This is a genomic window from Erwinia sp. E_sp_B01_1 (assembly GCF_036865545.1).
Classification (GTDB): domain Bacteria; phylum Pseudomonadota; class Gammaproteobacteria; order Enterobacterales; family Enterobacteriaceae; genus Erwinia.
This window is the reverse complement of record NZ_CP142208.1, coordinates 1998361-2025239: the sequence shown is the minus strand read 5'-3', so window position 1 is coordinate 2025239 and position 26879 is coordinate 1998361. Positions and strand designations below refer to the sequence as shown.

At 49.9% G+C, this 26879-nt stretch carries 27 protein-coding genes and 1 other annotated feature; of the genes, 5 read left to right on the top strand and 22 right to left on the bottom strand.

Annotation, left to right across the window (positions count from 1 at the left end):
* Window position 1: 1 nt before the first annotated feature.
* Window positions 2–835: a pyruvate, water dikinase regulatory protein gene (locus tag VRC33_RS09765; protein WP_338563259.1), complete on the top strand. Its 834-nt coding sequence runs from the start codon at window positions 2–4 to the stop codon at window positions 833–835.
* A 131-nt stretch (window positions 836–966) separates the two neighbouring features.
* Window positions 967–2013, top strand: coding sequence for a 3-deoxy-7-phosphoheptulonate synthase (locus tag VRC33_RS09760; protein WP_338563256.1), 1047 nt, complete (start codon window positions 967–969; stop codon window positions 2011–2013).
* Between the two features lie 319 nt (window positions 2014–2332).
* Here VRC33_RS09760 and VRC33_RS09755 read toward each other — a convergent pair whose 3' ends face one another.
* From VRC33_RS09755 to VRC33_RS09655, 21 genes are all read right to left on the bottom strand, one after another.
* Window positions 2333–3772 (bottom strand): YdiU family protein, encoded by a 1440-nt coding sequence (locus VRC33_RS09755; protein WP_338563254.1) that lies wholly within the window; start codon window positions 3770–3772, stop codon window positions 2333–2335.
* Between the two features lie 91 nt (window positions 3773–3863).
* Window positions 3864–4604, bottom strand: coding sequence for an EAL domain-containing protein (locus tag VRC33_RS09750; protein ID WP_338563252.1), 741 nt, complete (start codon window positions 4602–4604; stop codon window positions 3864–3866).
* A gap of 393 nt (window positions 4605–4997) precedes the next feature.
* The gene (locus VRC33_RS09745; RefSeq protein ID WP_338563249.1) at window positions 4998–5456 is read right to left on the bottom strand and encodes an NlpC/P60 family protein; all 459 of its coding nucleotides are present in this window, start codon (window positions 5454–5456) and stop codon (window positions 4998–5000) included.
* Between the two features lie 71 nt (window positions 5457–5527).
* Window positions 5528–6268, bottom strand: coding sequence for a vitamin B12 ABC transporter ATP-binding protein BtuD (gene btuD, locus VRC33_RS09740; RefSeq protein WP_338563246.1), 741 nt, complete (start codon window positions 6266–6268; stop codon window positions 5528–5530).
* Entirely contained in the window at window positions 6269–6814 is a 546-nt protein-coding gene (locus tag VRC33_RS09735) for a glutathione peroxidase (RefSeq protein WP_338563243.1), read from the bottom strand. It lies immediately after the preceding gene.
* 41 nt (window positions 6815–6855) lie between these two features.
* On the bottom strand, window positions 6856–7839 hold the full coding sequence (gene btuC / locus VRC33_RS09730) for a vitamin B12 ABC transporter permease BtuC (RefSeq protein ID WP_338563241.1): 984 nt from the start codon (window positions 7837–7839) through the stop codon (window positions 6856–6858).
* 55 nt (window positions 7840–7894) lie between these two features.
* The gene (gene ihfA, locus VRC33_RS09725; protein WP_004157378.1) at window positions 7895–8194 is read right to left on the bottom strand and encodes an integration host factor subunit alpha; all 300 of its coding nucleotides are present in this window, start codon (window positions 8192–8194) and stop codon (window positions 7895–7897) included.
* 4 nt (window positions 8195–8198) lie between these two features.
* Window positions 8199–10586, bottom strand: a complete 2388-nt coding sequence (gene pheT, locus VRC33_RS09720; protein ID WP_338563238.1) for a phenylalanine--tRNA ligase subunit beta — start codon at window positions 10584–10586, stop codon at window positions 8199–8201.
* A gap of 15 nt (window positions 10587–10601) precedes the next feature.
* Window positions 10602–11585, bottom strand: coding sequence for a phenylalanine--tRNA ligase subunit alpha (pheS, locus tag VRC33_RS09715; protein WP_338563235.1), 984 nt, complete (start codon window positions 11583–11585; stop codon window positions 10602–10604).
* Window positions 11586–11665: 80 nt separating this feature from the next.
* Window positions 11666–11790 (bottom strand) — a sequence feature (Phe leader region).
* Window positions 11741–11785, bottom strand: coding sequence for a pheST operon leader peptide PheM (gene pheM, locus VRC33_RS09710; RefSeq protein ID WP_001386830.1), 45 nt, complete (start codon window positions 11783–11785; stop codon window positions 11741–11743). It overlaps the preceding feature by 45 nt.
* Before the next feature lie 81 nt (window positions 11791–11871).
* Window positions 11872–12228, bottom strand: a complete 357-nt coding sequence (gene rplT, locus VRC33_RS09705) for a 50S ribosomal protein L20 (RefSeq protein ID WP_338563233.1) — start codon at window positions 12226–12228, stop codon at window positions 11872–11874.
* A 38-nt stretch (window positions 12229–12266) separates the two neighbouring features.
* Window positions 12267–12464, bottom strand: a complete 198-nt coding sequence (rpmI, locus tag VRC33_RS09700; RefSeq protein WP_338563230.1) for a 50S ribosomal protein L35 — start codon at window positions 12462–12464, stop codon at window positions 12267–12269.
* Window positions 12465–12554: 90 nt separating this feature from the next.
* Entirely contained in the window at window positions 12555–13106 is a 552-nt protein-coding gene (gene infC, locus VRC33_RS09695; RefSeq protein WP_338564226.1) for a translation initiation factor IF-3, read from the bottom strand.
* A 3-nt stretch (window positions 13107–13109) separates the two neighbouring features.
* Window positions 13110–15038: a threonine--tRNA ligase gene (gene thrS, locus VRC33_RS09690; RefSeq protein ID WP_338563227.1), complete on the bottom strand. Its 1929-nt coding sequence runs from the start codon at window positions 15036–15038 to the stop codon at window positions 13110–13112.
* Window positions 15039–15307: 269 nt separating this feature from the next.
* Window positions 15308–16690, bottom strand: a complete 1383-nt coding sequence (locus VRC33_RS09685) for a TolC family protein (RefSeq protein WP_338563226.1) — start codon at window positions 16688–16690, stop codon at window positions 15308–15310.
* Complete coding sequence (locus VRC33_RS09680; RefSeq protein WP_338563224.1) at window positions 16687–17583, bottom strand: hypothetical protein; 897 nt, start codon at window positions 17581–17583, stop codon at window positions 16687–16689. Before VRC33_RS09680 ends, VRC33_RS09685 begins: the two co-directional genes overlap by 4 nt.
* Before the next feature lie 126 nt (window positions 17584–17709).
* On the bottom strand, window positions 17710–19812 hold the full coding sequence (locus VRC33_RS09675) for a peptidase domain-containing ABC transporter (RefSeq protein ID WP_338563221.1): 2103 nt from the start codon (window positions 19810–19812) through the stop codon (window positions 17710–17712).
* Window positions 19809–20834: an HlyD family efflux transporter periplasmic adaptor subunit gene (locus VRC33_RS09670; protein WP_338567618.1), complete on the bottom strand. Its 1026-nt coding sequence runs from the start codon at window positions 20832–20834 to the stop codon at window positions 19809–19811. Before VRC33_RS09670 ends, VRC33_RS09675 begins: the two co-directional genes overlap by 4 nt.
* 355 nt (window positions 20835–21189) lie before the next feature.
* The gene (locus VRC33_RS09665) at window positions 21190–21408 is read right to left on the bottom strand and encodes a Blp family class II bacteriocin (RefSeq protein ID WP_338563213.1); all 219 of its coding nucleotides are present in this window, start codon (window positions 21406–21408) and stop codon (window positions 21190–21192) included.
* 293 nt (window positions 21409–21701) lie between these two features.
* Complete coding sequence (locus tag VRC33_RS09660) at window positions 21702–22457, bottom strand: DUF481 domain-containing protein (RefSeq protein WP_338563211.1); 756 nt, start codon at window positions 22455–22457, stop codon at window positions 21702–21704.
* A 376-nt stretch (window positions 22458–22833) separates the two neighbouring features.
* Window positions 22834–23925, bottom strand: a complete 1092-nt coding sequence (locus VRC33_RS09655; protein WP_338564224.1) for an ABC transporter substrate-binding protein — start codon at window positions 23923–23925, stop codon at window positions 22834–22836.
* 184 nt (window positions 23926–24109) lie between these two features.
* Here VRC33_RS09655 and ghoS point away from each other — a divergent pair, with 184 nt between their 5' ends.
* Together ghoS and VRC33_RS09645 are read left to right on the top strand one after the other, a co-directional pair.
* The gene (gene ghoS, locus VRC33_RS09650; protein ID WP_338563208.1) at window positions 24110–24403 is read left to right on the top strand and encodes a type V toxin-antitoxin system endoribonuclease antitoxin GhoS; all 294 of its coding nucleotides are present in this window, start codon (window positions 24110–24112) and stop codon (window positions 24401–24403) included.
* Window positions 24404–24511: 108 nt separating this feature from the next.
* A complete protein-coding gene (locus VRC33_RS09645) occupies window positions 24512–25405 on the top strand; it encodes a fructosamine kinase family protein (protein WP_338563206.1) in 894 nt (297 codons plus the stop codon).
* 21 nt (window positions 25406–25426) lie between these two features.
* Here the strand turns inward: VRC33_RS09645 and VRC33_RS09640 are convergent, their stop codons facing one another.
* Entirely contained in the window at window positions 25427–25966 is a 540-nt protein-coding gene (locus VRC33_RS09640) for a YniB family protein (protein WP_338564783.1), read from the bottom strand.
* Between the two features lie 171 nt (window positions 25967–26137).
* On the opposite strand from VRC33_RS09640, the gene hxpB reads away from it, so the two are divergent.
* A complete protein-coding gene (gene hxpB, locus VRC33_RS09635) occupies window positions 26138–26809 on the top strand; it encodes a hexitol phosphatase HxpB (protein WP_338563203.1) in 672 nt (223 codons plus the stop codon).
* Window positions 26810–26879: the final 70 nt, after the last annotated feature.

The following is a 26879-nucleotide window of genomic DNA, read 5'->3' as shown; positions in this document are numbered from 1 at the left end:
AATGGACGTGAACAGTGAGCGAAGTGTTTTTTATATCTCGGATGGCACAGCGATAACGGCAGAAGTGTTAGGGCATGCGGTGCTTTCTCAATTCCCGGTGGGCATCAACAGCGTGACGCTGCCTTTTGTTGAGACTGTACAACGCGCGCTGGCGGTTAAGGCGCAAATCAATGCCTTATACCTGAAAAGTGGCGTACGCCCGGTGGTGTTTATCTCGATTGTGACCCCGGAAATCCGCGATATTATTTTGCAAAGTGACGGCTTCTGTCAGGATATTGTGCAGTCGCTGGTGGCACCTTTACAGCAGGAGCTGGGCATTGCACCGGCCCCGGTGGCTAACCGCACTCACGGACTGACGGCCAGCAACCTCGGAAAATATGATGCCCGCATTGCCGCTATCGACTACAGCCTGGCGCATGATGACGGTATTTCTTTGCGGGGACTCGAAGATGCGCAGGTGATCCTGCTCGGCGTTTCCCGCTGCGGTAAAACACCCACCAGCCTCTATCTGGCGATGCAGTTCGGTATCCGCGCCGCTAATTACCCCTTCATCGCCGATGATATGGACAACCTCAAACTGCCTCCGGCGTTAAAACCTTTTCACAATAAGCTTTTCGGGCTGACTATCGATCCCGAACGTCTGGCCGCCATCCGTCAGGAACGGGCAGAAAACACCCGCTATGCTTCTATGCGCCAGTGCAGGCTGGAAGTAGGTGAAGTAGAAGCGCTGTTCCGCACCACTCAAGTCCCCTATCTCAACAGTACCAACTATTCTGTTGAAGAAATCGCCACCAAGATCCTCGATATCATGGGGCTGACGCGCCGGATGTATTAAAAAGTGATATTTATCGCGTTACGCCCGTTTAACGGGCGTTTGCGGTTGAAATCATCGCTGGTTGGTTTATTGTGATCGGCATCACTTCCCGGCACTCCTGCCGCTGCGAAGAAAAAATTTCAGAGATGGTTATGAACAAAACAGATGAACTGCGGACCGCGCGCATCGAGAGCCTGATTACGCCTGATGAACTGGCTAAGCGGCACCCGATTACACCGGCCATTGCAGCCAACGTCACCGACTCCCGCAAACGCATTGCCCGTATCCTTTCCGGCGAAGATCCCCGGCTTTTAGTGGTGATTGGCCCCTGCTCTCTGCACGATCCTGAAGCAGCTGTGGCCTATGCTGGCAAACTCAACGGCCTGCGTGAGAAGTATCAGTCGCGTCTGGAAATTGTGATGCGCACCTATTTTGAGAAACCAAGGACTGTTGTTGGCTGGAAAGGGCTGATTTCAGATCCCGACCTGGACGGCAGTTTCCGGGTGAATCATGGTCTGGAAGTGGCCCGTAAGCTGTTACTGGATATCAATGCGCTGGGCATGCCGACTGCCACGGAGTTTCTGGATATGGTCGTTGGTCAGTTTATCGCTGATTTGATCAGCTGGGGCGCAATCGGTGCCCGCACCACCGAGAGCCAGATTCACCGTGAGATGGCTTCTGCCCTCTCCTGTCCGGTTGGGTTTAAAAATGGCACTGACGGCAACATTCAGATCGCAGTGGATGCTATCCGCGCAGCAAGAGCCAGCCATATGTTCCTCTCCCCGGATAAATTCGGTCAGATGACCATTTATCAGACCAGCGGTAATCCGTCAGGCCACGTAATTATGCGGGGCGGCAGACAACCAAACTATCATCCCGAAGATATTGCCGCTGCGGCGGCCAGCCTGCGGGAGTTCAAACTGCCGGAACAGCTGGTGATCGATTTCAGTCATGGTAATTGTCTGAAGCAGCACCGGCTGCAGAAGGAAGTGGCGACTTCCGTGGCTCAGCAAATTCGTGGCGGATCCAGGGCCATAGCTGGCGTGATGATTGAGAGTTTCCTGCAGGAAGGTACGCAGAAAGTAGAAGCCGGTAAACCCCTGGTGTACGGCCAGTCGATCACCGACCCGTGTCTGGGATGGGAAGACAGTGAAGCGGTGCTGGCGCAGCTGGCGGATGCGGTTGACGCCAGGTTCTGATCGGCTGAGGGATTAAGATTAAGGCTGGTTTAACGTCTGACGTCACGGGGAGCAGGTCAAAACCGCTTCGGGGTCTGGCGTCACCGGGGAGGCTGTCTGTTGCAGGTCAAAACCGGTTTGGTGCCAGGCGTCACAGGTGAGGCTGTTAGCCGGGACGTCGTGAATCCGTCCCAGGAGACTTCGCAGCCACGTCCATGTGGCTGAGACCCGGCTAACAGCCTCACCGGCGCCACCCTTAAGCTATAACATTGTGGGTGAGTGAAGTGGATACACAGGTCCAATGAAGGTACAGGACCTGCGCCACTGTCATCACTTAAAGTCAGCTTGAACAGCTCACTTCCAGCTTTTTGCCCCACTCCGGCGGACGCTTTGTCAAATCGGCAAACTCTGGCGCATCGTCAAACGGATGACTCAGCGCCTGATGTAACCGGCTTAACAGGCTGATATCGTCGTTTTCTGCCAGCTCAATTGCCTGTTGAGCAAGGTAATTGCGCAGCACGATAGCCGGGTTTGCCCCTTTCATCTGATGCTGTCGATCCTCATCGCTGCGCCCTTCTTCCAGCAGACGCTGTCGCCAGATGTTGTACCAACTGTCGAAGGCTTCACGGTCGATAAACTCATCGCGTAAAGGGGAAATCGACTGCTGTTGCTCCGTCAGGGAGAGCTGGCGGAAAGTCCAGGTATAATCACTGCCCTCTTTGGTCATCATTGCCAGCAGGCCGGTCAGGATAGCGTTATCGTGCTTATCCTGTGTCACCAGCCCCAGCTTCGCGCGCATTTTCTCACCCCAGGCCTGCATTAATTCTGGCTCGTACTCTGCCAGCGCCTGCTTAAGCTGATCCGTGGTCATAAGATCAGACAGCGAATGCGCCAGACGATTGAGGTTCCACAGCCCGACCATCGGCTGATTTTCAAAGCTGTAGCGGCCCTGATAGTCGGAGTGGTTACAGATAAAGTCAGGCTTATAGTCATCGAGAAAACCAAAAGGACCATAATCCAGTGTCAGGCCGAGAATCGACATGTTGTCCGTATTCATTACACCATGAGCGAAACCAATGCTCTGCCAGTGCGCAATCAAACGCGCAGTTCGCTTTACCACATCGGTGAACCACAGCAGGTACCGCTCCTGCTCATCTTTCAGGTGGGGCCAGTGATGACGGATGGCGTAATCAGCCAGTTGCCGAACTTTTTCCGGCTGCTGAGCATAATAGAAATGTTCAAAGTGGCCGAAGCGAAGATGACTTTCGGCTACCCGAAGTATCATGGCTCCCCGTTCAGCGGTTTCACGGTAGACGGGTTCATCACTGGTCACCACGGTCAGCGCACGGGAAGTGGGCACGCCCAGATGATGCATCGCCTCCGAGGCCAGGAACTCACGTAAGGAAGAACGCAACACCGCGCGTCCGTCTCCCATTCGGGAATAAGGCGTCAGCCCTGCCCCTTTGAGGTGCCAGTCCATTTTGCGGCCATCTGAGAGCTGCTGCTCACCCAGCAAGATGCCACGACCATCACCTAATTGTCCGGCCCAGACGCCAAACTGATGCCCGCTGTAAACCTGAGCCAGTGGCTGCATGCCGGGTAACAGGAGATCGCCACTCCAGACACCCGCTTTTTCGGGCGTAAACCAGCTTGCATCAAGTTCCAGCTCATCGGCCAGCGAACTGCTGTGAAAGAGTAAACGAGGATTTTTCAGTGGCGTGGGCTGGAGGGCGGTATAGCACCCCTCCAGCTCCTGATACCAGGTATTAGTAAATTGCATAAGATCCCCTTGGGATTTGCCAACATGGGCAGTAAGTCTGTTTAGTGTAATCCTCCGGGCAGAAGGTTAACACGGACTCACAAAGGGGTTATTAGTGTGAATTTCCGGCCAGTTCTTTCGGTGGATGTATCAGAGTGGGGAGTGCATCTTCGCCTACCGGCGAGAATAATGAGCTCTGCACCCCATCAAAATCGTAATGGCTGATGGTTTCCAGTCCGGATAAATCATCAATTCCCTGAACGATTACCTGCTGGCAATGTGGTTTGATATGTTCCAGAAGCGTACTTATAAATGGCCTGAAAGAGAGCCGGTTGATATTGTGTTTAATAAAACCCCGGTCCAGTTTAATGCGGTAGAAAAGATTATCGTAAACAGCTTTGGAGGATGTTTTGCCCGCGCCGTAGTTTTCAAGGCTCAGGTCGAACCTCTGGCTTAAAGCCATCAGTCCGGGATGATCTTTACCCAATTTTAAATCCGGATAGCTTTCGTTTATTTCCAGCTCCAGCCATTCCAGTCCTTCCAGCTTACGCAGCAATATTTCGCTTTCCAGAATAACCTGTGAAGTCACTTCATCAATCTTAAGTGTCACCTTCACGCCCTGCTGGCGGAAGAAGTCATGGTGCTTTTCAATACTTTTAATCTGGTTCTGAAGTAACAGAATACGCTGATCGCTGTCCATTTGTGGCAGCACCATCTCCTGAGGAATGGCTACGTTAGCGGTAGTATGGGAGAAATGCGTCATTAACTCGACAGCAATCAGCAGGCCGTCAAAGCTGTATACGGGGTAAAATGCTGTGTAACTTTTATAATCCGCTTCCAGATGGATTTTCATTTCTTTTCTGCCGTGATGAAGACCAATACGTGCATCCTGTCTCACCAGTCAATGGCCTTCTGTAGTGCCATTATTAATTGATTTATCGGCAAGATTTTGAAACTGCAGGATGTGACCCTTTGTGTTGCAGTAAACTATCACATATTTGACATGAAAGATGCTAATCAATTAAACCCGGCACTGCCCTGATTTCATCAGTGTGCTCTATACTTCATCTTATCTTTACTAAAAATTGACTTAATGCTCACATCAGGCTGACATGGAGCGGATTTACCGGGAAAGAGAAATAATAAAGCCGGCAATTGCTGACGATTTCTAATTATCACTCCTTTAATCAAATGCTGAAGAATTGACCCTGCAATTTATTACTTAGCTTGCTAAATATTTTGGCACTCAGATTCTTCTTGCCTGCCAGAACACTTTTTTCCAGTAAACATTATTCAAAGAGGATCGGATTACGCCCTGGCTGGTCGAAGCATGAATAAACTGGTCGTCCGTATCATAGATCCCGACATGTAAACCATTCTCGCCACTGCCCGTTTTGAAAAATACCAGGTCGCCCGGTAGCAAGTCATCTTTATCAATACGCGTACCAATGTCCGTTTGGGCAACGGTAGTCCGGGGAAGCTGCAAATCAAAACGATCGCGATAGGTCAGAAAAACAAACCCAGAACAGTCGACCCCTCCGCGTCCCATGCCGCCATAGCGGTAAGGTGTGCCCCGCCACTGGCTGAGTTGCTCGTTCAGTTGGGCGATGACGGTAATAGAATCGGACAGGCGCCCGTTGGGAGGTGGCGCATGTCTGCTACAGCCTGTAAGAATAATCATAATCAATAAAAGCCAGTAGCGCATAACAAGGTCCTTCGTAAATGACAGGTTACTTTACAGGCGAAACGAGTTTTCAGACAACTGTCACCAGACGGTCAAAGAAAGGTTGTCAGGATTTCGTGGTTCTCCACCCTTATTCGCCGGAAAGGGACGTCAAAAACAGTCGACAACTGGTCTGGCTGAAGCACCTCATCCGCCGTACCCTGCCGGACAAGTTTGCCCTCTTTCATTAACCAGACATGATGGGCATGGTGCAGACTGTGATTGATGTCATGGCCGCTCATTATCACCGTGAGTCCGTTCGCAACGTGGGAAGCCAGATAGTGATCAAACGCGGCCTGCTGGGCCAGGTCTACACCGGTCAGCGGCTCATCAAGCAACAATAGCTTACCTTCAGGCTGCGACATCTGTAACAGCACCGCGGCCAGACGTACACGCTGCCATTCCCCTCCTGAAAGCTGGCTCAGGGGCCGTGCCAGTTTGTCAGTGAGCTGAAAGGTCTGGCATAACAGGGTTAATGCCGCTTCGTCAGTATGAACACCGCCAACCTGATGCAGCCGGAGGAATTGCCACACGGGCATTCTGCCTGCTGGAAGCTGCTGTTGTGCCAGATAAGCGCGTTGACGCGCAAGCTCGGTAGCAGGCCAGGCAGACAGCGATCGTCCGGAGAGCCGGACAACACCTTTTGCGGGCAGCAAACCTGCCAGACAGCCAAGAAGCGAGCTTTTCCCGGCGCCGTTTGGCCCCAGAAGATGTATCAGCTCGCCCGTATTGACCTCAGCATCAAACGACGCCAGGCGTTGCTCAAGGGCAACGCCTTCACACTGTAAAAGCATTTACCGGCTCAAAGCCTGTTTAATGGCATTCACAACGACAGGATCGCGGGGCTCCATATCAGGAGAGAAGCGTTGAACCACTTCACCCTCAGGATTAATCAGAAACTTTTCGAAGTTCCACAAAATATCACCCGGCTCTTTTGGCGCGCGCCCTTTGCTGCTCATGCGCTCCATAAAGCCGCTGTTCTCCGGGGCGACAGCTTCTGGCCTGGCAGCGACCAACTGCTGATATAGCGGGTGACGTTCTGGCCCGTTAACGTCGATTTTACTGAACATCGGGAAGGTCACGCCATACGTTGTGCTGCAAAACGTTTTGATCTCATCTGCACTGCCGGGCTCCTGGCCCAGGAATGCATTACAGGGGAATCCCAGCACTGAAAAACCCTGATCCTGCCACTCTTTTTGCAGGGTTTCCAGCTGCTCATACTGAGGGGTAAGGCCGCATTTCGACGCCACGTTTACCACCAGTAAAACGTTACCCTGCCATTTCGCCAGAGTCGTTTCTTCACCTTCAAGCGTTTCCAGTCTGGTATCAAAAATAGTCATCGGTTTTTCCTGTTCAGTTGAGTGAGAAAATAGGCCGGCCCTCAGGGCCGGTTGCGTAACAGTAACCAGATAAAGATCGGGGCGCCCAGCGTAGCCGTCACCACCCCAATCGGTAATTCAGCTGAGGTTATTGCTATCCTTGCCAGCACATCAGCAGCCAGCAGTACCCCGCCTCCGGCCAGTGCGCAAGCGGGAAGAAGCGCCCGGTGATCGCTGATGCCGTTCAGCCTCAGAATATGCGGGATGACCAGCCCAACGAAGCCAATTGCGCCCGCCAGAGCTACACTGACGCCCGTCAGCCAGCCGATACTCAGCACCAGCAAATTGCGCCACAGCAATAAAGGCAGCCCCAATTGTCGGGCCGATATCTCACCAAGGGCAATCAGGTTTAGCACTTTCCACTGAGCACAGAGCCAGAGCAATACGGGCAACAGCGCCATCATCAGCCAGCGATAGCGCCAGTCGATGCCGCTGAAGCCGCCCAGCATCCAGTACATCAGCTGCCGTAAATCCAGGCTGGTGCTGAAATAGACGGCCCAGGTCATCACAGCGCTACAGATTATTCCCAGCGCCACGCCAGCCAGCAGCAGGCGGCTGTTAGAGAGATACTGGCGTGAAAAGCGCAGCAGAATAAAAGTGACGATCAGTGCGCCGATAATCGCGCTGAGGCTGATTTGCCCTAAACCGGTGGCGCCAGCGAAAATGCTCAGCACCAGCCCTACTCCGGCCCCGTTGGAGACGCCTAACAGGCCGGGTTCCGCGAGCGGGTTTTCGAACAGGGCCTGCATCACTGCACCTGCAACCGCCAGCGAAGCGCCAACTAACAGCACAGCCAGCGTTCTTGGCAGACGCAATTGCCAGACATAGAGCGAGGCTTCCTGAGTGAACCAGTCACAGGGAAACAGCCAGCTGTCACCTGCTGAAAGGCTCAGAGTGACCATCAGCAGGCTAAAAATAATCAGCCCGGTCAGCCAGCGCCAGTGATGGCGCCGGGCAAGTTTCATGTGTTCAGAAAACAGGTTCATGGTTCGCTTCATATGAAAAAGGCCGCACTAAGCGGCCTTTTTGACTGGCAAAAAATCAGTCTTCTTTCGGTGTTGCGTTCTCAACCCGACTTTTGAGTTTCTGTCCAGGCCGGAAAGTCACCACACGGCGCGCCGTGATCGGGATATCTTCACCCGTCTTGGGATTACGCCCCGGACGTTGGTTTTTGTCGCGAAGGTCGAAGTTGCCAAATCCTGACAGTTTCACCTGTTCACCGTTTTCCAAAGCGCGGCGTACCTCTTCGAAAAACAGCTCTACCAGCTCTTTGGCATCCCGTTTGCTAAGCCCCAGCTTCTCAAACAGGTATTCAGACATCTCAGCTTTTGTAAGCGCCATAGGTTCAATCCCTCAAGGTTGCCTGGAATCGCTCTTTCAACGCCGCAACACATTTGGCGACGGTTGCAGCGATCTCCTCTTCTTCGAGTGTCCGATCGGTATCTTGCAAAATCAGGCTGATAGCGAGGCTCTTAAAACCTTCATTTACGCCCTTACCGCGGTACACGTCAAACAAGTTTACGCCAACTACCTGATTTACGCCAACTTTCTTACACTCTGCGATGATATCTGCTGCGGGAACGTTTTCAGCCACCACAACGGCGATATCACGGCGGTTTGCAGGGAACCGTGAAATCCCGCTCGCGTCAGGCAGGACGCGGTCTGACACCTTGTCCCACAGCAGTTCAAACACCACAGTGCGCCCGTTAAGATCCAGTTTCCGCTCAAGTTCCGGATGCACCACACCGATGAAACCGATGCATTCATCCTGCAAATAAATTGCTGCGCTCTGTCCGGGGTGCAGAGCAGGATTTGCCTCAGCGCGGAACTGAATCTCAGACAATTTACCGGTCAGGTCGAGTACGGACTCCAAATCACCTTTCAAATCATAGAAGTCAACTGCCTGACGCGCCAGATCCCAATGCTCTTCATAACGGGTGCCGCTGATCGCTCCAGCCAGCATAACATCCTGACGAATACCCAGGTTTGCCTGAGTATCAGGAACAAAGCGCAGTCCGCTCTCAAATAAGCGTACCCGGCTTTGCTGACGATTTTGGTTATACACGACGGCCGAAAGCAGGCCTGTCCACAGTGACAACCGCATTGCAGACATCTCAACCGAAATTGGGCTTGGCAACACCAGGTTCTCTTCGCCCGGGTGCAGCAGCGCCTGAAGCTTGGGATCAACAAAGCTGTAAGTGATAGCTTCCTGATACCCTTTATCCACCAGCAGCGCTTTAACACGCTTTAATGACAGGTTAGCTTCGCGGTGCCTGGTCATCACCAGACCCGCCTGAACCGGCACGTCAGGAATGTTGTTGTAGCCGTAAACACGGGCCACTTCTTCCACCAGATCTTCTTCGATTTCCATATCGAAACGCCAGCCTGGCGCCACTGCCTGCCATGAACCTGGCGCTTCAGTCACTTCACAACCCAGACGACGAAGGATATCGCTGACATCCCGATCGGCAACCACATGACCAATCAGTCGATCCAGCTTTTCACGACGCAGGGTAATGGTTGCCCGCTTGGGTAAGGTAGCTTCACAGGTTACATCGATAACCGGACCGGCTTCACCGCCACAGATATCCAGCAGCAGACGGGTGGCTCGCTCAATAGCCTTATGCTGCAACTGAGGATCCACACCGCGCTCGTAGCGATGGGAAGCATCGGTATGCAGACCGTGACGACGTGCGCGGCCCGTAATTGAGAGCGGGCTGAAGAAGGCACACTCGAACAGCACGTTGGCCGTCTCTTCGTTAACGCCGGAATGCTCGCCGCCAAAGATGCCGCCCATTGCCAGCGCTTTGTGGTGATCGGCAATCACTAAAGTGTCGGCATTCAGTCGGGCTTCCGTGCCATCCAGCAGCGTCAGAGTTTCGCCCTCTTCTGCCATACGCACCACGATGCCGCCGTCAATACGATCCAGATCGAAAGCGTGCATTGGCTGACCCAGCTCAAGCAGCACAAAGTTTGTGATGTCGACGACCGGGTCGATCGAGCGGATACCGCAGCGACGCAGCTTCTCTTTCATCCATAATGGCGTGGCGGCCTTAACGTTGATTCCTTTGACCACACGGCCAAGGTAACGCGGGCACGCTTCGGTAGCATCAACCCGGATTGGGAAAGTGTCCTGGATAGTTGCCGCTACCGGAGAGATTTCCGGTTCAGTCAGGGTCATTTTGTTCAGTACGGCAACATCGCGGGCCACACCAATAATCCCCAGGCAGTCAGCACGGTTAGGCGTGACGCTGATTTCGATCGTGTTGTCATCCAGCTTCAGGAAGTCGCGGATGTTTGTGCCCACAGGTGCGTCCAGCGGCAGTTCAATGATGCCGTCGTGGTCATCAGAGATGCCCAGCTCGGAAAACGAACACAGCATCCCCTCAGAAGGCTCGCCACGCAGTTTCGCCGCTTTGATTTTAAAATCACCCGGCAGCACGGCGCCTACGGTAGCTACAGCTACTTTCAGCCCCTGGCGGCAGTTTGGCGCGCCACAGACAATATCCAGCAGGCGATCGCCACCGACGTTAATTTTTGTTACGCGCAGTTTATCGGCGTTTGGATGCTGTCCGCATTCAACCACTTCGCCCACTACCACACCGTTAAAGGCGCCGGCGACAGCATCCACGCCGTCCACTTCGAGGCCAGCCATAGTGATCTGCTCTGACAGCGCTGCACTATCAATGGCCGGGTTAACCCACTCACGTAACCAGAGTTCGCTAAATTTCATTGGTACAACCCGCCCTTATTTAAACTGTTTGAGGAAACGTAAATCATTTTCGAAGAAGGCGCGTAAATCCGTCACACCGTAGCGCAACATGGTCAGACGCTCCATTCCCATGCCGAAAGCAAAGCCCGAATAGACTTCCGGATCGATGCCCACGTTACGCAGGACGTTAGGATGCACCATGCCGCAGCCCAGCACTTCCAGCCACTTACCGTTTTTGCCCATCACATCCACCTCAGCAGAAGGTTCAGTAAACGGGAAGTAAGACGGACGGAAACGTACCTGCAAATCTTCCTCAAAGAAGTTGTTCAGGAAGTCGTGCAGCGTGCCTTTCAGATTGGTAAAGCTGATATTACGATCGACAATCAGCCCTTCCATCTGATGGAACATTGGGGTGTGCGTTTGATCGTAATCGTTACGGTACACACGGCCAGGGGCAATGATGCGGATTGGCGGCTGCTGGTTTTTCATGGTGCGGATCTGCACGCCAGAAGTCTGGGTGCGCAGAAGGCGGGTCGCATCAAACCAGAAGGTATCATGGTCAGCACGCGCCGGGTGATGGCCAGGAATGTTCAGCGCGTCAAAGTTATGGTAGTCATCTTCAATTTCGGGGCCGGTTGCTACGGCAAAGCCCAGCTCACCAAAGAAGGTTTCAATACGGTCAATAGTGCGGGTGACCGGATGCAGGCCCCCGTTTTCAATCCGACGACCCGGTAATGAAACATCAATGGTTTCTTCCGCCAGGCGGGCATTCAACGCAGCAGATTCCAGCGACTCTTTACGCTCGTTCAGCGCTTCCTGTACCTGCTGCTTGGCCTCATTGATGACCGCACCCGCTGCCGGGCGATCTTCCGCAGGCAGTTCACGCAGTGTGGTCATCTGTAACGTCAGATGCCCTTTTTTCCCCAGATATTCAACGCGCACCGTATCTAATGCGGCAACATCGTGAGCATCAGCAATGGCCGCTTTCGCGTTCGCCACCAGTTCTGCGAGATGTGACATGCTTTCCTCTTCTTCCAGCCCCCGTGGCCGGTCTGTTTTATTATAAGGACGAGAGTTCGTCCGATATCATTAACGCCAGAAACAAAAAAGCCTCCACTGGGGAGGCTTTAAGCGCGATTTTTCGTTTCTTTTCTTTGCGCACAAGCCCCTGTTGTTCAGGTGCTAAAGTAAAAAAAGAAACGGAAAATGGCAGCATTCATGCTTGCGATACCTTGTACGGGAATGAAAACCTGATGCCCGGGTGGAAAAAATAAAAGAGGGAGACAAGCTCCCTCTTTCACCTGACTTACGCCAGAGCTGTTTTCGCTTTCTCAACCAGTGCCGTGAAGGTCACTTTGTCGAAGACTGCGATGTCAGCCAGAATCTTACGGTCGATCTCAATAGAAGCCTTTTTCAGGCCATTAATGAAACGGCTGTAAGAAATTCCGTTGGTGCGGGCCGCTGCGTTAATACGCGCGATCCACAGCTGACGGAACTGACGCTTCCGCTGACGACGGTCACGGTAAGCATACTGACCAGCTTTGATAACAGCCTGGAAGGCTACGCGGTAAACACGTGAACGTGCACCGTAATAGCCTTTAGCTTGTTTTAAGATTTTTTTGTGACGTGCGCGAGCAACTACACCACGTTTTACACGAGCCATTTAGCTCTCCTGTTTAATATTCTGTTAAAAAAATAGACTTATGCGTACGGCAGGCAAGCAACAACACTCGCCAGGTCAGCCTGACAAACCATGCCTTTAGGGCGCAGGTGACGCTTACGTTTAGTAGATTTTTTAGTCAGAATATGACGCAGGTTAGCGTGTTTACGCTTGAAGCCGCCAGAGCCGGTCTTCTTAAAGCGCTTGGCCGCGCCACGTACAGTTTTAATCTTCGGCATTTAAAACATCCACTTCGCATTGTTAATAAAATGAACCAGACAGGCGAATAAAAGCCCGGGCCGAAGCCCGGACTTCGATTACTTTATGGCCTACTGTTTCTTCTTCGGAGCGAGCACCATAATCATCTGACGACCTTCGATCTTCGAAGGGAAGGACTCGACAATCGCCAGATCACTATCTTCACACAGATCTTTACGGACGCGGTTAAGCATTTCCATACCGATCTGCTGGTGCGCCATCTCACGACCACGGAATCGCAGCGTGATTTTGGCTTTATCGCCCTCTTCGAGAAAGCGAACCAGGTTGCGTAGTTTTACCTGATAGTCGCCATCATCGGTTCCAGGACGGAATTTAATTTCCTTAACCTGAATAACTTTTTGCTTTTTCTTCTGTTCCTTAGAAGATTTGCTTTTTTCGTAAAGGAATTTGCCGTAATCCATGATGCGGCAAACGGGCGGCTCGGCGTTAGGGCTGATTTCAACTAAATCAACGCCTGCTTCCTCAGCTTTTTCCAAAGCCTCATTCAGACTGACAATACCAATCTGCTCGCCATCGACGCCAGTCAGTCGTACTTCTGTGGCGCGGATTTCTCTGTTAATGCGATTAGGACGCGCCGGTTGAACTCGTTTTCCGCCTTTAATACTTTATTCCTCCAATTGATGAAGATTGCGACTGCGAATTTCATCCTGCAGTTTCGCGATCACTTCGTTTACGTCCATGCTGCCCAGGTCTTTACCACGGCGGGTGCGAACGGCAACTTTGCCAGCTTCCACCTCTTTATCACCGCAGACCAACATATAAGGGACACGACGTAAAGTGTGCTCACGGATTTTAAAGCCAATCTTCTCGTTTCTCAAGTCCGCTTTTACACGAATGCCCGCATTCTGCAGTTTTCGGGTCAATTCTGCAACATATTCGGACTGGCCATCGGTGATATTCATCACCACAACTTGTACTGGAGCCAGCCAGGTTGGGAAGAACCCGGCATACTCTTCGGTCAAAATACCGATAAAGCGCTCCACTGAACCCAGAATTGCACGGTGGATCATCACCGGCACCTGACGCTCATTATTTTCACCAATATAGGAAGCACTCAGACGGCCCGGCAGAGAGAAGTCGAGCTGTACGGTGCCACACTGCCATGCACGATCTAAACAGTCATGCAGGGTGAATTCAATTTTAGGGCCATAGAATGCCCCCTCACCCGGCTGATACTCGAACGGAATGTCGTTCTCTTTCAGCGCGGCAGCCAGATCGGCCTCAGCACGATCCCACTGTTCGTCAGTGCCGATACGTTTTACCGGACGGGTAGACAGTTTCACCACGATTTTTTCAAATCCGAAGGTGCTGTACATGTCATACACCATGCGGATGCAGCTGTTCACCTCAGTACGCACCTGCTCTTCAGTACAGAAGATATGGGCATCATCCTGAGTAAAGCCACGCACACGCATCAGACCGTGCAGAGCACCTGAAGGCTCATTACGGTGGCAGCTACCAAATTCGGCCATACGTAATGGCAGGTCGCGGTATGATTTTAGACCCTGATTGAAAATTTGCACGTGGCCAGGGCAGTTCATAGGTTTGATGCAATATTCACGGTTCTCTGAAGAGGTGGTGAACATGGCTTCTTTGTAGTTTTCCCAGTGACCTGTTTTTTCCCACAGCACGCGGTCCATCATCAATGGGCCCTTCACTTCCTGATAGTCATATTCAGTCAGCTTGCTGCGCACAAAGACTTCCAGCTCGCGGAAGATAGTCCAGCCATCGTTGTGCCAGAACACCATACCCGGTGCTTCTTCCTGCATGTGATATAGATCGAGCTGCTTACCGATTTTACGGTGATCGCGTTTGCCCGCTTCTTCCAGACGCTGCAGATAGGCTGCCAGCTGCTTTTTATCAGCCCAGGCGGTGCCATAGATACGCTGCAACATTTTATTGTTGCTGTCGCCACGCCAGTAAGCGCCAGAAATTTTCTGCAGCTTAAAGTGATGGCAGAAGCGCATATTAGGCACGTGAGGCCCACGGCACATATCAACATACTCTTCGTGATGATACAGGCCAGGACGATCGTCATGGCTGATGTTCTCATCAAGAATAATCATTTTGTAAGGTTCATCACGGGCGGCAAAGGCTTCACGCGCTTCATGCCAGCTCACCGTTTTCTTAATGACCTCGTAATTGGTTTCGGCCAGCTGATGCATACGCTTTTCCAGCTGCTCAATGTCTTCCTGGGTCAGGGTACGGTCAATATCCACGTCATAGTAGAATCCGTTATCAATCACCGGGCCAATCGCCATTTTCGTGTCTGGCCACAGCTGTTTGATCGCATGACCTAACAGGTGAGCACAGGAGTGGCGAATGATTTCCAGACCAGCGTCATCTTTTGCGGTGATGATAGCAACGTGAGCGTCTGTGGTAATCGGATCGACCGCATCCACCAGCTCGCCATTTACACGGCCTGCGATACAGGCTTTTGCCAGCCCCGGACCGATGTCCTGAGCGATGTCCATCACGCTGACTGCGTGGTCAAAAATACGCTGACTTCCATCAGGAAGAGTAATTACGGGCATATTACATCCTTAGTTGCAGTGGTAACCCATACGCCAGGCTACATACAAAAATATTTTTATCGTTATACAACAGGCTGACAGCACTTGAAACCGACTCACAGTTGTCAGTTTGGTACACAGCCTGGTACGCAGGATCGAAAGTCTGTTTGATACAAAAACTTACGATGGCCGAACATCTTACACGCAATGGGCTCTTCATCAAAGCCTCATCAGAAGGAGTTGTAATCTGGTTTCCAGAAATGAAGGGTCCGGAGTGAAGTATTTATCACTCATCCCCCAATGGCTTTAAGTAACACAATCGTATTGGTCATCACCTGTTGCCGGTGACTTTCAAGATCAAATTGCGACGAAGTCAGTAAGTCGATCGCCTCATAGAGGTTGTATAAGTCACCATACCCGGCTTCGTAACGTGTGGTCAGTTTGCTCAGATTTTGTCGGTGAATATCAACTTCGTCCATTAACGTGGCCGTTGTCTCTTCACTGGCACGCAGATTATTGGTTGAGTCCTGAATATCCAGCAACCCCTGAGCCACGATCTTGCGGTAGGCAACTACCGCCAGTGCCTGTTGTGAATGCGCATAATTCAGATTGGCGTAATTTTTTGGCCAACGAAAAATGGGGATAATCACCGACGGCGTTAAGGTCCAGTTATCGGTCAAATTGCCAAGAACACGATCGAAAGAGTCAGAGGTGTGATAGGCATTAGCAAACAGATTAAATACAGGTAAAAACGCGGCGCGCGCCATACCAATAGTGCCATTTGCCGCTTTAATTTTAGCTTCTGCGGCTATCACATCAGGCCGGTTGAAAATGACATCAGACTGGATACTTTGTGGAACCGTCTGAATGGCATAGTCCCCGGAAAGATTTTTCCAGCTCTCTTCATTCAGCCAGGGGGATCGGTATCCGGAAAGATATTCCAGCTTATGGATCCTGTTGAGGATCTCTTTCTGCAGGTTTTGCTGGTTAGTGACATCACTGGTTTTGCCCCGCATAAACTTGGAGAGCAGCAGCGGATCCAGCCTTTCCATTTCGTTCACGCCTTTCAGACGGGTATGAATGTCATCCAGCATGACAATTTTTCCGGTCAGCATATGCCAGATTTTTATCATCGACAGGGTTTCATACCAGGTATTGGCAAGATCGGACATTAATGTTAACTGCAGAGCGGCAACCAGGCTCTGATCCCCTTTGCTCTCTTCACTCAGTGAATCAATTTCGCTTAATTTTTTCCCCCAGATATCCACTTCATAAGAATCAAAGCCCAGGCTGCTTTGGTATGTTTTAGTTTTTTGCTTCACATCCTTGCCCGTAAAGGGGGACGTCATTTCAGACATGCTGGTGCTTTTAGTGCCTGTGAAGCTCACGCCGGGTATCAGGTCAAAGATTGAGCTGTACATTTGTGCACGGCTCATCTCTACACGCATCAGGCCATCCTGTAAATCGTAGTTATTAATTTGAGCCTGTTTCAGAACTTCTGCCAGATGTTCGTCCTGAGCGAACATTTCGCGGAAGGAATAGTGATGACTGCCTTGTGCTGCTTTAAGTTGCTTATTACCGTCTGCAACCGTGTCAGGTTTCACATAGTCAGGTGAAAGTGAACAGCCAGAGAGCACGACGGAAAAAATAAAGAGTGGAATGTTCTTTATCATGATTTTTTACTGGCATGGGAATATTTAGCATTAAGGCGAAGAAACTGCGCCTGATTCTTTTTGTAAACTGCCTGAATACGCGAGAAAGGAATATGGTAATAGGTATCCAGATTAGCAATGAAGTGCCACTGGTAAGGCCTGACTTTAAGACGCGCTTCAATATAATCCACCATTTCACGGCGCAAATCCTGTTCTGCAGCATGTTGTGGCATGGGTGAAAACTCAACGATATATTTATTCTCCTGTAAGCAAAACTCGCAGGCTACAAAACTTACCTTTAACGATAACTTTCTGATGATTTGGAGAATACCTGTGGTCATAAACCCCTTTTTATTTGCAAAATTCACCGCTTCAACGCCGCCATTATAAATACCAGCAGCGTGGCAATAGAGATCGTAAAAAATCGCCACCACACAATCAGGCGCTTTAAGATAACGGGTGAGTCTCAGCAGCGTACCTGGCTCATGAATATTAACGAAAATAAGGTTAACTCCCTTTATCTCTATTTTTTTGTAAAGTGCCTTATTCTTTTCCTCAATTTTCTCATAGATGGGAACAATAAAATTACAGCCTTTACCCTCATACTGCATCGCAGCAGTGAGGATAGCGACCCAGTAATCACCGGTGTGCGTGACCAGCAGCATATTTGAGTTATCAATTGCTTTTGAAGCAGTGCTGAGGCGGCTGTTACTCTGCAGAAAGCATGCGACTTCTGGCCAAAGTGAGCGTTCGAGGTAAGTACGAACAAAAAGGCTCGTTAATTTATTTTGCAAATAGAATTTTACGAAATCTTTTTGTCTGACATCCAAAACCTTGTTTGTCAAAAACTCAGCAGCGTCTGCATAATAACTTTCCCTTAAATGTGATCGAAAAACAAATGAAATAAGTTTCAAAAACTTGATTGCACAAGGTAAATTTGGGCACCCCCCGAAAGCCTGACCTGGATAATTATCAGCGATGAAATAATCTGATCAATGAAATTATTTAGCCTGACTTTTAACAAGGTTCGAAGTTTCATCCTATTTAACTCCCCCACTCATCTGAATTTCATTGCCTATTGCTTTAATCAGATGTTCGTCATGACTGACAATGATGCAGGAAACAGGGAGCTGCGCCACCAACTCCATAATGGCTTCCCGTGACAGCTTATCGAGGTGAGATGTAGGTTCATCCATCAAAATCAGGGTTGGCCTGCGATACAGTGCCCTGGCCAGCATCAGTCTTTGCTGCTGACCTGAGGAGAGCCTTGCACCATTAATGCCTAGTCGCGTATTTAAACCTGCAGACAAACTGCGGATGACATCGGCGAGATTGGCTTGTTCAATACACTGCCCGAGCAGAAGCATATCGTAAGAATCGGATTCATAGACGATGTTCTCAATGACGCTTCCATTAATGATTTTGTCATCAGGAGAGACAATGGAAATTTGCGACTGATACTGACGTAACCCGAATCGGTTCAGGGAGATGTCATTGATAATGATCTCACCTTCTGTTGGGCTCAGTAATCCTGACAGCAAATTCAGAATGGTGGTTTTACCGCAGCCTGATGGGCCAGTTATCACCAACTTATCGCCCTCATTCAGGGTGAAGTTGATATTTTTTATAAAAGATTCTTCTAAGTTCGAATAGCTGAAGGCCAGATTCTTTACGGATAGCGTTTTTATTTGTTCTTTTGTGGTGACCGCAGAGGAACTGAACTGGCTGACTTCCGTCACATTCGCCGGTGAGATATCCAGCAGTCTGCGAACCTCAACCGAGCAAAGCTTTAAATTGACATGATTTTCAACCAGCGTCTGAACATTACCCATCAAACAGTTTTTGTAAAAGATAAAGGAGATGAGCTGACCGGCGGTGCTTTCCCCTTTCAGTACGGCATAGGCACCCATTCCCATAATAATCAGCGTCTGAAGATGTGAAATCGTGGTCACTGAAAGCGAAATCATGGCGTTGATTTTTTCAATGGAAGAACGATTATCTTCAAGTTCAGCATGACTGTAAAACCAGTCGCTTATCTTGCGTGGCTCCGCATGGTTGATCTTTATCATCGTGATATTATCAATCGACTGAAGCAGGCTGTTATCACGCTTTACTTCAGCATCAATAGCAGAGTATTGACGGGACATCAGGGTTGAAAGCAACAACACACGCGTCAGAACCATCAGTCCGGTGACCGTGACCGTCATTAAGGCCAGTTCAAAACTGATCATAAAGAGCAACACAATAAAGATGACGGCAAAAAACCCATCAATGACGATATCCAGCCAGCCATGCGTAAAAATGACATGGAATACATCAACGGATTTCACTTTTCTCAACAGGTCAGAGGGCATTCTTTTGTTGAAAAATTTCAGGTCCATCTGGAACAGCTTGCGGACCGTTTTGACACCTTCAAACTGCGAAATAACTCGCCTTAAGCGTTGTGAAAGCAAAATTTTCAGATAGCTGCCTACCGCCTGAACCAGATAGACAAACCCAAATATGTAAAGCAATAGAAACAGAAAGTCCTCATCGTTTTTTGGCAAAACTTCGTCAAACACCAATGACATAAACTTCGGTATGGCAATGTTGGTTACCTGAATAACGATGCCCATTATTGCCAGAGGTAACATGTAGCCTTTATATTTCAGAACACCGTTTTTAAATGACCTGAGGCTGAAGAAACTTTTGTCCTCTTTAGATTCATCGCCCCAGATCTGATGAGGTCTGACCGTGAACTCATCACCAGGCTCAATCTCCAGAGCCATGCCGGAGAAAAATCGCAACACTTCCAGATGGGTAAATTTTCGACTACCTACGGCAGGATCCATTACCTCAATGCCTTTCCTGCTTACCTTCTTTAGAACAACAAAATGGCAGTTATTCCAGAGCAGGATAGCTGGCGTTTTAATTTCGGAAAGTGAATCAGCAGCAACCTGAACACCCGTTGCAACAAGTTGATACTCCGCAGAGATATTCATCAGGTTGTAAAAGGAGAGGCCATCCAGAGTGACATCAAACTGTCTGCGCAGCGTTGACAAAGCGACCTTTTTTCCTAGAGTTCCGCAAATATAGCTGATACAAGCCAGGCCACATTCAGAGACTTCATCCTGAATAACGTCTTTTGTTTTATATTTCTTCATTGAATGAAATCCGGATTACGTTTAAACGCTTTTTTCACAGGTAAGAACAGCCATTCCATCAGAGTTTGTTCAGGCTGACGCAAAGAGGTGGTCACGGACATCCCGTCATTGAGCCTGTCCAGCGGGATCTTGCTCAATGCATCATGCTCATCCAGCTGGAGCTTGACCCTGAACCAGGAATCCTTGTCATCCAGACTGACTTTGGTGGGCGTTTTGGAGACATTCACAACGTGGGCCGTCAACATGCCGTAACTCTCATAGGGAAAGGTGTCGACCCGCAGGAAAATTTTTTCATGACGATCGAGCAAGCCGATCTGACTGCTGGTCAGATGCAGGATGGCAAGAGGCTGAGCCTGAGTATCTGTTTTGACAATCATAGAAGGAGATTTGCCATCGACAAAATCGCCTTTAAGGATCCCGACATCATGGATAATGCCATCAACGGGAGAGGTCACGATATATTCCTGTTGCATCTCTATTTTATTCAGGTCGTTAATCAGCTCACGCTTTCTTCTTTCAACGTCATCTCTTATTTGCAGCAGTTCGCGTTCAGTTCTGGCATAGGAGATCTGCTTCTCTGCTTTGTTCTGCAGCAAATTTTGCTTTTCCATCACCGTCCTGGTTAAAGCAACATTGTTATCCAGGGAATACTGCCGCACATTTTCCACATCTGTTTTATTTATCGATTTTGAAAGCAGCAGTTTTTCATAATCCTTAAGCTGAGTAGCCAGGATTTTTTTCTTAAGCAGATAATCTTTTTCGATGCCATCTATTTTACTGATATTTTGATCGATGCTACTGAAGAAAGCGGTTTTTTGTTTGATTAAATCAGCCAGTTCTTTTTCGAGCGAGAGACCTTCACGCTGTAATTCAGACTGGGTTTGCCTGAGCCTTGAAATGGACTCTTTTGTCATACTGGTGCCGTTATGTTGATCCGTGGCATCCTGCCAGGGAAGCGCTATGCGGAAAAGAGGCGCTCCCTTTTTAACGGCCTGCCCCTCTTCAGCGTATATATCCAGCACGTTCCCCATTCTGTCAGCAGCAACCCGGAAAAATGATTCATTTCGGATAAGACCTTTAACCATCTCCTGCTTGCCGTATCTTCCCTGGGTAAGTATGAGGATAAAAATCACAGTAAAAAAAAGTAATACTGAGGCATAAACCTGCATACCCAGGGGGGATTTTATCAGGCATTTATTGAATTCTTTGCTCATAATATTTCACATTACATAGTGGAGTTGAGGCTGGCCTCAACTCCACTAAAGGGTTATTTCATATATATCAGGTAATGAAAACCCCATCCAATCTGGAAACAGTCAGAGCATACTATCAATAGTAATTAATACCCTTTTCTGTAGTCCTTATCAGAAAGAGTTATTATGAGGCTCCATTGCCTTTACCTGCACCTACACTGGCGCCTACTCCGGCACCCACAGCGCCACCTGCCATCGCCCCTGCAATGCAGCCCACGCCGGGGATCAGAGCACCAATAATGCCGCCAGCAACAGCGCCACCCGCTGCGCCCCAGGCGGTATCGCTCACGCCACCGCGAACTTCTTTACACTGCTCCAGAGTCATTACCGTTAAGTTAGTCATTTTATTACTCCATTAATAAATTTAAGACATTATCATTACATTAATAGCAACATTTGGCTTAATACTGAAATTAATGAATTCATTACTGAATCCTATAATTCAGTTGCAATGTCGGTGAGAAATTTAACCGCCATCAGGTAATATGACAAGTTAAATTATCTGCATCCTGGATTAGGAAAAGTTCTAATATATTTTCTGATTAATGACTGGAATTTAGGAGTAAAAGAAGGGGTTTTGCGATGCGAAAAGGGATTAAGTAAAATTAGGGTCAGAATATTCTGACCCTGAAAACATTACATTGCGTAAGAAAGCATAATAGTTGTTTTAGTATCAGTTTTATCTGGCGCAGATTCTGGCGGATTCTGGTTCCAGGTCACGTTATAGGCCAGCTTCAGAGAGAAGTGATCGTTAATGGCGACCTGTAAACCGGTTTCGGAGTTCACTGTCGTATCATCGCTACCCAGAACGGATACACCCTGTATGAATTTGGTGGTATCGGTCAGCTGCCACTGATAGCTCAGCGCGCCATAGGCCAGCGCAGTGGTATCATGGCCACCGTCGTGATAATCGTCATAACGCACACCAGGACCGGCTTCCACACGCAGTGAATGCACCGGACCGTTCAGCAGCTGACGACCATAACCTGCGGCCAGGAAGGAACGACCGTCATAACCGTTGAAACGGTCACTCAACCAGCTCGCCTGTCCAAACAGGTAATCAAAGTTGGTGAGGTTGTAACGCGTACGGCCACCGACCTGATAGGTTTCTGATGAGCGTTCGTCATTAGAAGAGGTGTTGCTGGCGTTGCCCCACAGGCTGTAGGCCGTTTTAGGCTGATACCAGGTCATGTTGGTATTAGCTGTCAGTGAGGAGCTGGTGGTGTTACCGGTCTGAGCCAGGTAACCCGCGGCGGCATTCCCTTCAAAATCTTTCTTCGCTGTGGAAGGGTCATCCATGACCGTAAAGACGTTGTTATCAGCCAGAGCTTGCTGACACAGCGCGCCACCGGAAAGCAAAAGAACTACAGAGAGCTTGTTAAGCACTTTCATTAAGTGTGACCCATACGACAGTTTAAAAAGGGTGAGTCTGAAGGGTTTTACCGGGCAATCAATGCCTATTAGGGTAAGAATCGTAACATTTTATGAAATTACCCCTTTTAGGCAAAATGCCCGCCAGGCCAGACCCCGAATGAGAGCATTCTCATTAACGTCGCGTATCATAAGGGTTATCTGAAGAGATTGCAGTAGAGTGTAAATAAGAATGTTCTCTGAAACAGGCCATAAACATTTCAGTTTATGTCTATAAACGTCCTGATGTTACCCCGCCTGTAGGCGTGTTTTTCATCCAGAGATAACTCAACAAAAAAAAGGTGACCCTGAAGGTCACCCTGATTTATAGCGGACTGCACCCGACCAGCAGAAAAATTTATTTCGCCGGAGCCTGAGCACCCAACACCCCTTCTCCCATAGGTACTTTGGTAAAACGAGTGACAATTTCTTTCCAGGTGTTCGCCGGGTCAAGTTCAGTAAACTGTTGTGGATAGATAAACTTCGCCAGATATTCCAGCCCGACAATGTTGTAAGGGTGGTTATAGAAGTTATGGTACAGACCATAGAAGCGATTGTTGCTGATGGCCGAAACCTGCGCAAAGCCGGGTCGCTGCTTCATTTTGTTGAAGGCCTGATCCACCTGGTTCTGGGTCACGTTGTAGCCAAAAGGCACGGCAGCATTGTTTTTGCTCGCCCACTGCGAGCCGGAGACGATATAGACATCAGGCTTCATGGCGATAACTTTTTCCAGCGAGATATCGCCGGTAGCACCGGGTAACAGGCCAGACCCAATGTTTCTGGCGCCCACTGCTTCAACCATAGCCCCCCAGCCAACATGCGCATGAGTAAAGCAGCAGGATTCAAGACCGCCCAGCCCGGCTTTGGCCTCGATAAATACCTGAGGCTGCGGTTTCACAGCGCGCGTTTTTTCCAGTATTGCCTGATAATGCTGCTGATAAAAGTCGGTATAGTCTTTGGCTTCTGCTTCGCGGTTAAGCGCCACGCCCAGTGACGTGATGCTTTTGGGGGTATCTTCGACCGGCTTTTCAAAAGTATCGATAAAGAGCACCGGGATCCCCAGCTGCTTCATTTTATCCAGCACCCCGCCCTGAGCAAGAGAGGGTTTTGAGCGCAACTGAGCGATCATCAAATCGGGATGCTCGGCCACCACACTCTCAAGGTTCACTTCACCTTTATCGCTGAAGCCCATATCAATGATTTTTTTAGCCTCAGGCCATTTATTGGCCATCAGTTCCCAGGTAGGCGCATCGCTTTTTTTCAGCAGGTTGTTCCAGGCCACCAGACGGTGGAAAGGATCGTCACGATCCAGCAACGCCAGCGTCAGAATATCGCGGCCATCCTGTAAAACAACCCGTTGAGGTTCCTGTTTAAGCGTCACTTGCTTGCCATCACTGTCGGTCAGCGTCACAGGATAAGTGGTGGCAAAAGCCGGGTAAGAAAGCGCCATTAAGGTGGCAAGGGCGGCAAGTTTAGGGATAAAAGGCACGTCATACTCCGGCAGGCTGTGATAAAAAGAGCATTGATAGTAATGATAATTAATTGCATTTGCAATAATGCATCCTGCCCATTGCCTCTCCCTTTTCCCCCTGTGAACTATGCTGTTAAGTCACTGTATAATCATGAGGTGAAAAATGAGTACTTCTGATATTACCCAATATGTTGTGACCTTCCGTTTTCAGGAGGAAGGGTTAACAGATATTCTGGAACTAAACAGTGCGCTGACCAATGGCGGTTTCAGCACCTCTCTTACCGATAAAGAGGGTCATCCCCACGAACTGGGCACTAACAGTTTTGGGATTACCAGCGCACTGGATAAAGAGAAAATCCGCGAACAGGCCCAGGGTCTGGGCGAGATGGCGCTGGGAGACAAGCCAGAGGTTGAGGTGCAGAGCTGGGAAGAGTTCCTTAACGACAGCAAAAGCTAATTTGGTGAAAAAAAGTGCGCCATGCCATGCGGAGGTGCTGGCATTGATTATTCTTTAAGCGTTATCATCAGTTTGTCCTGCAAGACACAGCGAAAAGAGGAAACCGCTATGTGGTCAGCCATTAGTCGTCTGTTGAGTGAGCAGTTAGGTGATGCTGAGATCGGCCAGCGTACCGAATTACCGGGTGGCGATGTGCACCCGGCATGGCATATCCGCTATGGTAAGCACGAGGTGTTCGTAAAATGTAACAGCCGCGACATGCTGAATCTTTTTGCCTGGGAGGCCGATCAGCTTCAGTTACTTGAACGCACAAAAACGATTCGCGTCCCCACTGTTTACGGCGTGGGAAGCGATCGGGAAGTCAGTTTCCTGTTACTTGAATATATCCCCCCACAACCGCTCGATCAGCAAAGCGCACGGCAGCTTGGTCAGCAGCTCGCCCATTTGCATCAGTGGAGCGAACAGGCGCAGTTTGGCCTCGATTACGATAATAATCTGACAACCTCTCCCCAGCCGAACAGCTGGCTTAAACGCTGGTCGATCTTTTTTGCTGAGCAGCGTATTGGCTGGCAACTGCAGCTGGCTGCTGAAAAAGGCATTCAGTACGGCGACATCGAATTAATTATTCATTGTGCTCAGACTGCGCTTGCAAGCCATCATCCTCAACCTTCCCTGCTGCATGGCGATCTCTGGCCCGCAAACTGTAGTGGCAGCAGTACCGGACCCTGGGTTTTCGATCCTGCCTGCTATTGGGGAGACCGGGAGTGCGATCTGGCCATGCTCTCCTGGTATGCGGATTTACCTGAGCAGATATTCGAAGGCTATGAGTCGGTCTGGCCGCTTCCGCAGGATTATCAACAGCGTCAGCCGGTATATCAGCTCTATTATTTGCTTAACCGGGCAAACGTGTTTGGTGGGCACTGGTTTGGCGAGGCCCAGCAGGCTGTGGGTGCGCTGCTGGATGCGGATGAACTGGGTAAAAAGCATGCCCGACCGGCCTGATGCGTTCACCAGGCCGGCCCGTCAAATGATAAAGCCGAGCAGTTTCAGAACAAAATAGCCCGCTACCGCAATGACAACCGGCAGGATATACAGCGGGAAAAATTGCAGAAAAATAGTGTGTCTCGGCACCACTATTTTCTCTTCGAGTTGCTGACGGGAGCGTCCTTCCGGGCCTTTGGCGTTCTCCAGGATCATCTGGTCCTCAATTCCCTCGCGCAGATGGCACGACTGTCGCCACATTCTCGCCCCGGAGGCCTGCAAGGCCAGCCCAACAAAAATCAGGAAATAGACGATCCAGAAAGTGATGTTACTTCCCTGGTTAAAGTCCGGCTGGGGGGAGTTATTCCAGAAGGCATTCAAAAAACCCGTATTGAAGCGGATCATGTCGATCATCACATGGGAGAAATCCTGCATCACTGCATTGATACCCTCACGTTTCTCACGGCTCTTCTCAAGAAAAGTCATCAATGAAATCAGCGTTGAAATCAGCGCCGGAATGAAAATAATCCAGCCGGCGACTCGCTTAAGGACAGCGACCCGGCCAGCTTGTTGATAAGTCATGCTTTCTCCTGACTAAGGTTTGAGGTGATAAGTTTACCTGCAGGTAACGAAAAGTGCCTGAAAAAAGTCATCCTGTCGCGCTTTAAGAGATGTTAAGCGCTCTGCCCGGCGGATGTTGTGGTGCAAAACTTCATGTTATGGTGTCTGAAATCGTTAAAATGGAGCCGTAATATGTCTTATTCCCGCCCAGTTCTTGCCGCTATTTTTGATATGGATGGTCTGCTGATCGACTCTGAACCTTTGTGGGATCAGGCAGAGATGGACGTGTTTTCCACGCTGAATACAGACCTGACAAGACGCAACGAATTACCGGATACCCTGGGTCTGCGCATCGATCAGGTGGTTCGTATGTGGCACGAGACGCTGCCCTGGAGCGGCCCTTCTCAGGAGGAGGTGACTCAACGCATCATCACCAGGGCATTAACGCTGGTGGAAGAGACGCGTCCACTGCTCCCGGGCGTTGAACAGGCATTAAAGCTCTGTAAGGCAGAGGGATTGAAAATTGGTCTGGCCTCGGCTTCACCGTTACATATGCTTGAACGCGTGCTGGCGCTGTTTAACCTGCGTGACTACTTCGACGTGCTCGCTTCTGCAGAATCACTGCCTTACAGCAAGCCCCATCCGCAGGTTTATCTTGATGCGGCAGCCAGGCTGGGCGTTGACCCGCTGAATTGCGTCACGCTGGAAGATTCTGTCAATGGGATGGTGGCCACCAAAGCCGCCCGTATGCGCTCAATCGTCATCCCGGCAAAAGAATATGCTGAAGATGCCCGCTGGTCTCTGGCCAATGTAAAACTCACTTCTCTTGTTGAGTTAACATCAGCTGATTTACACGGTAACTGACTTCAGGCTGAACCGATTTACACCTTCCCTGCCTGCACGCAACAAATCCAAATGAGAGACGGCGTGTGCA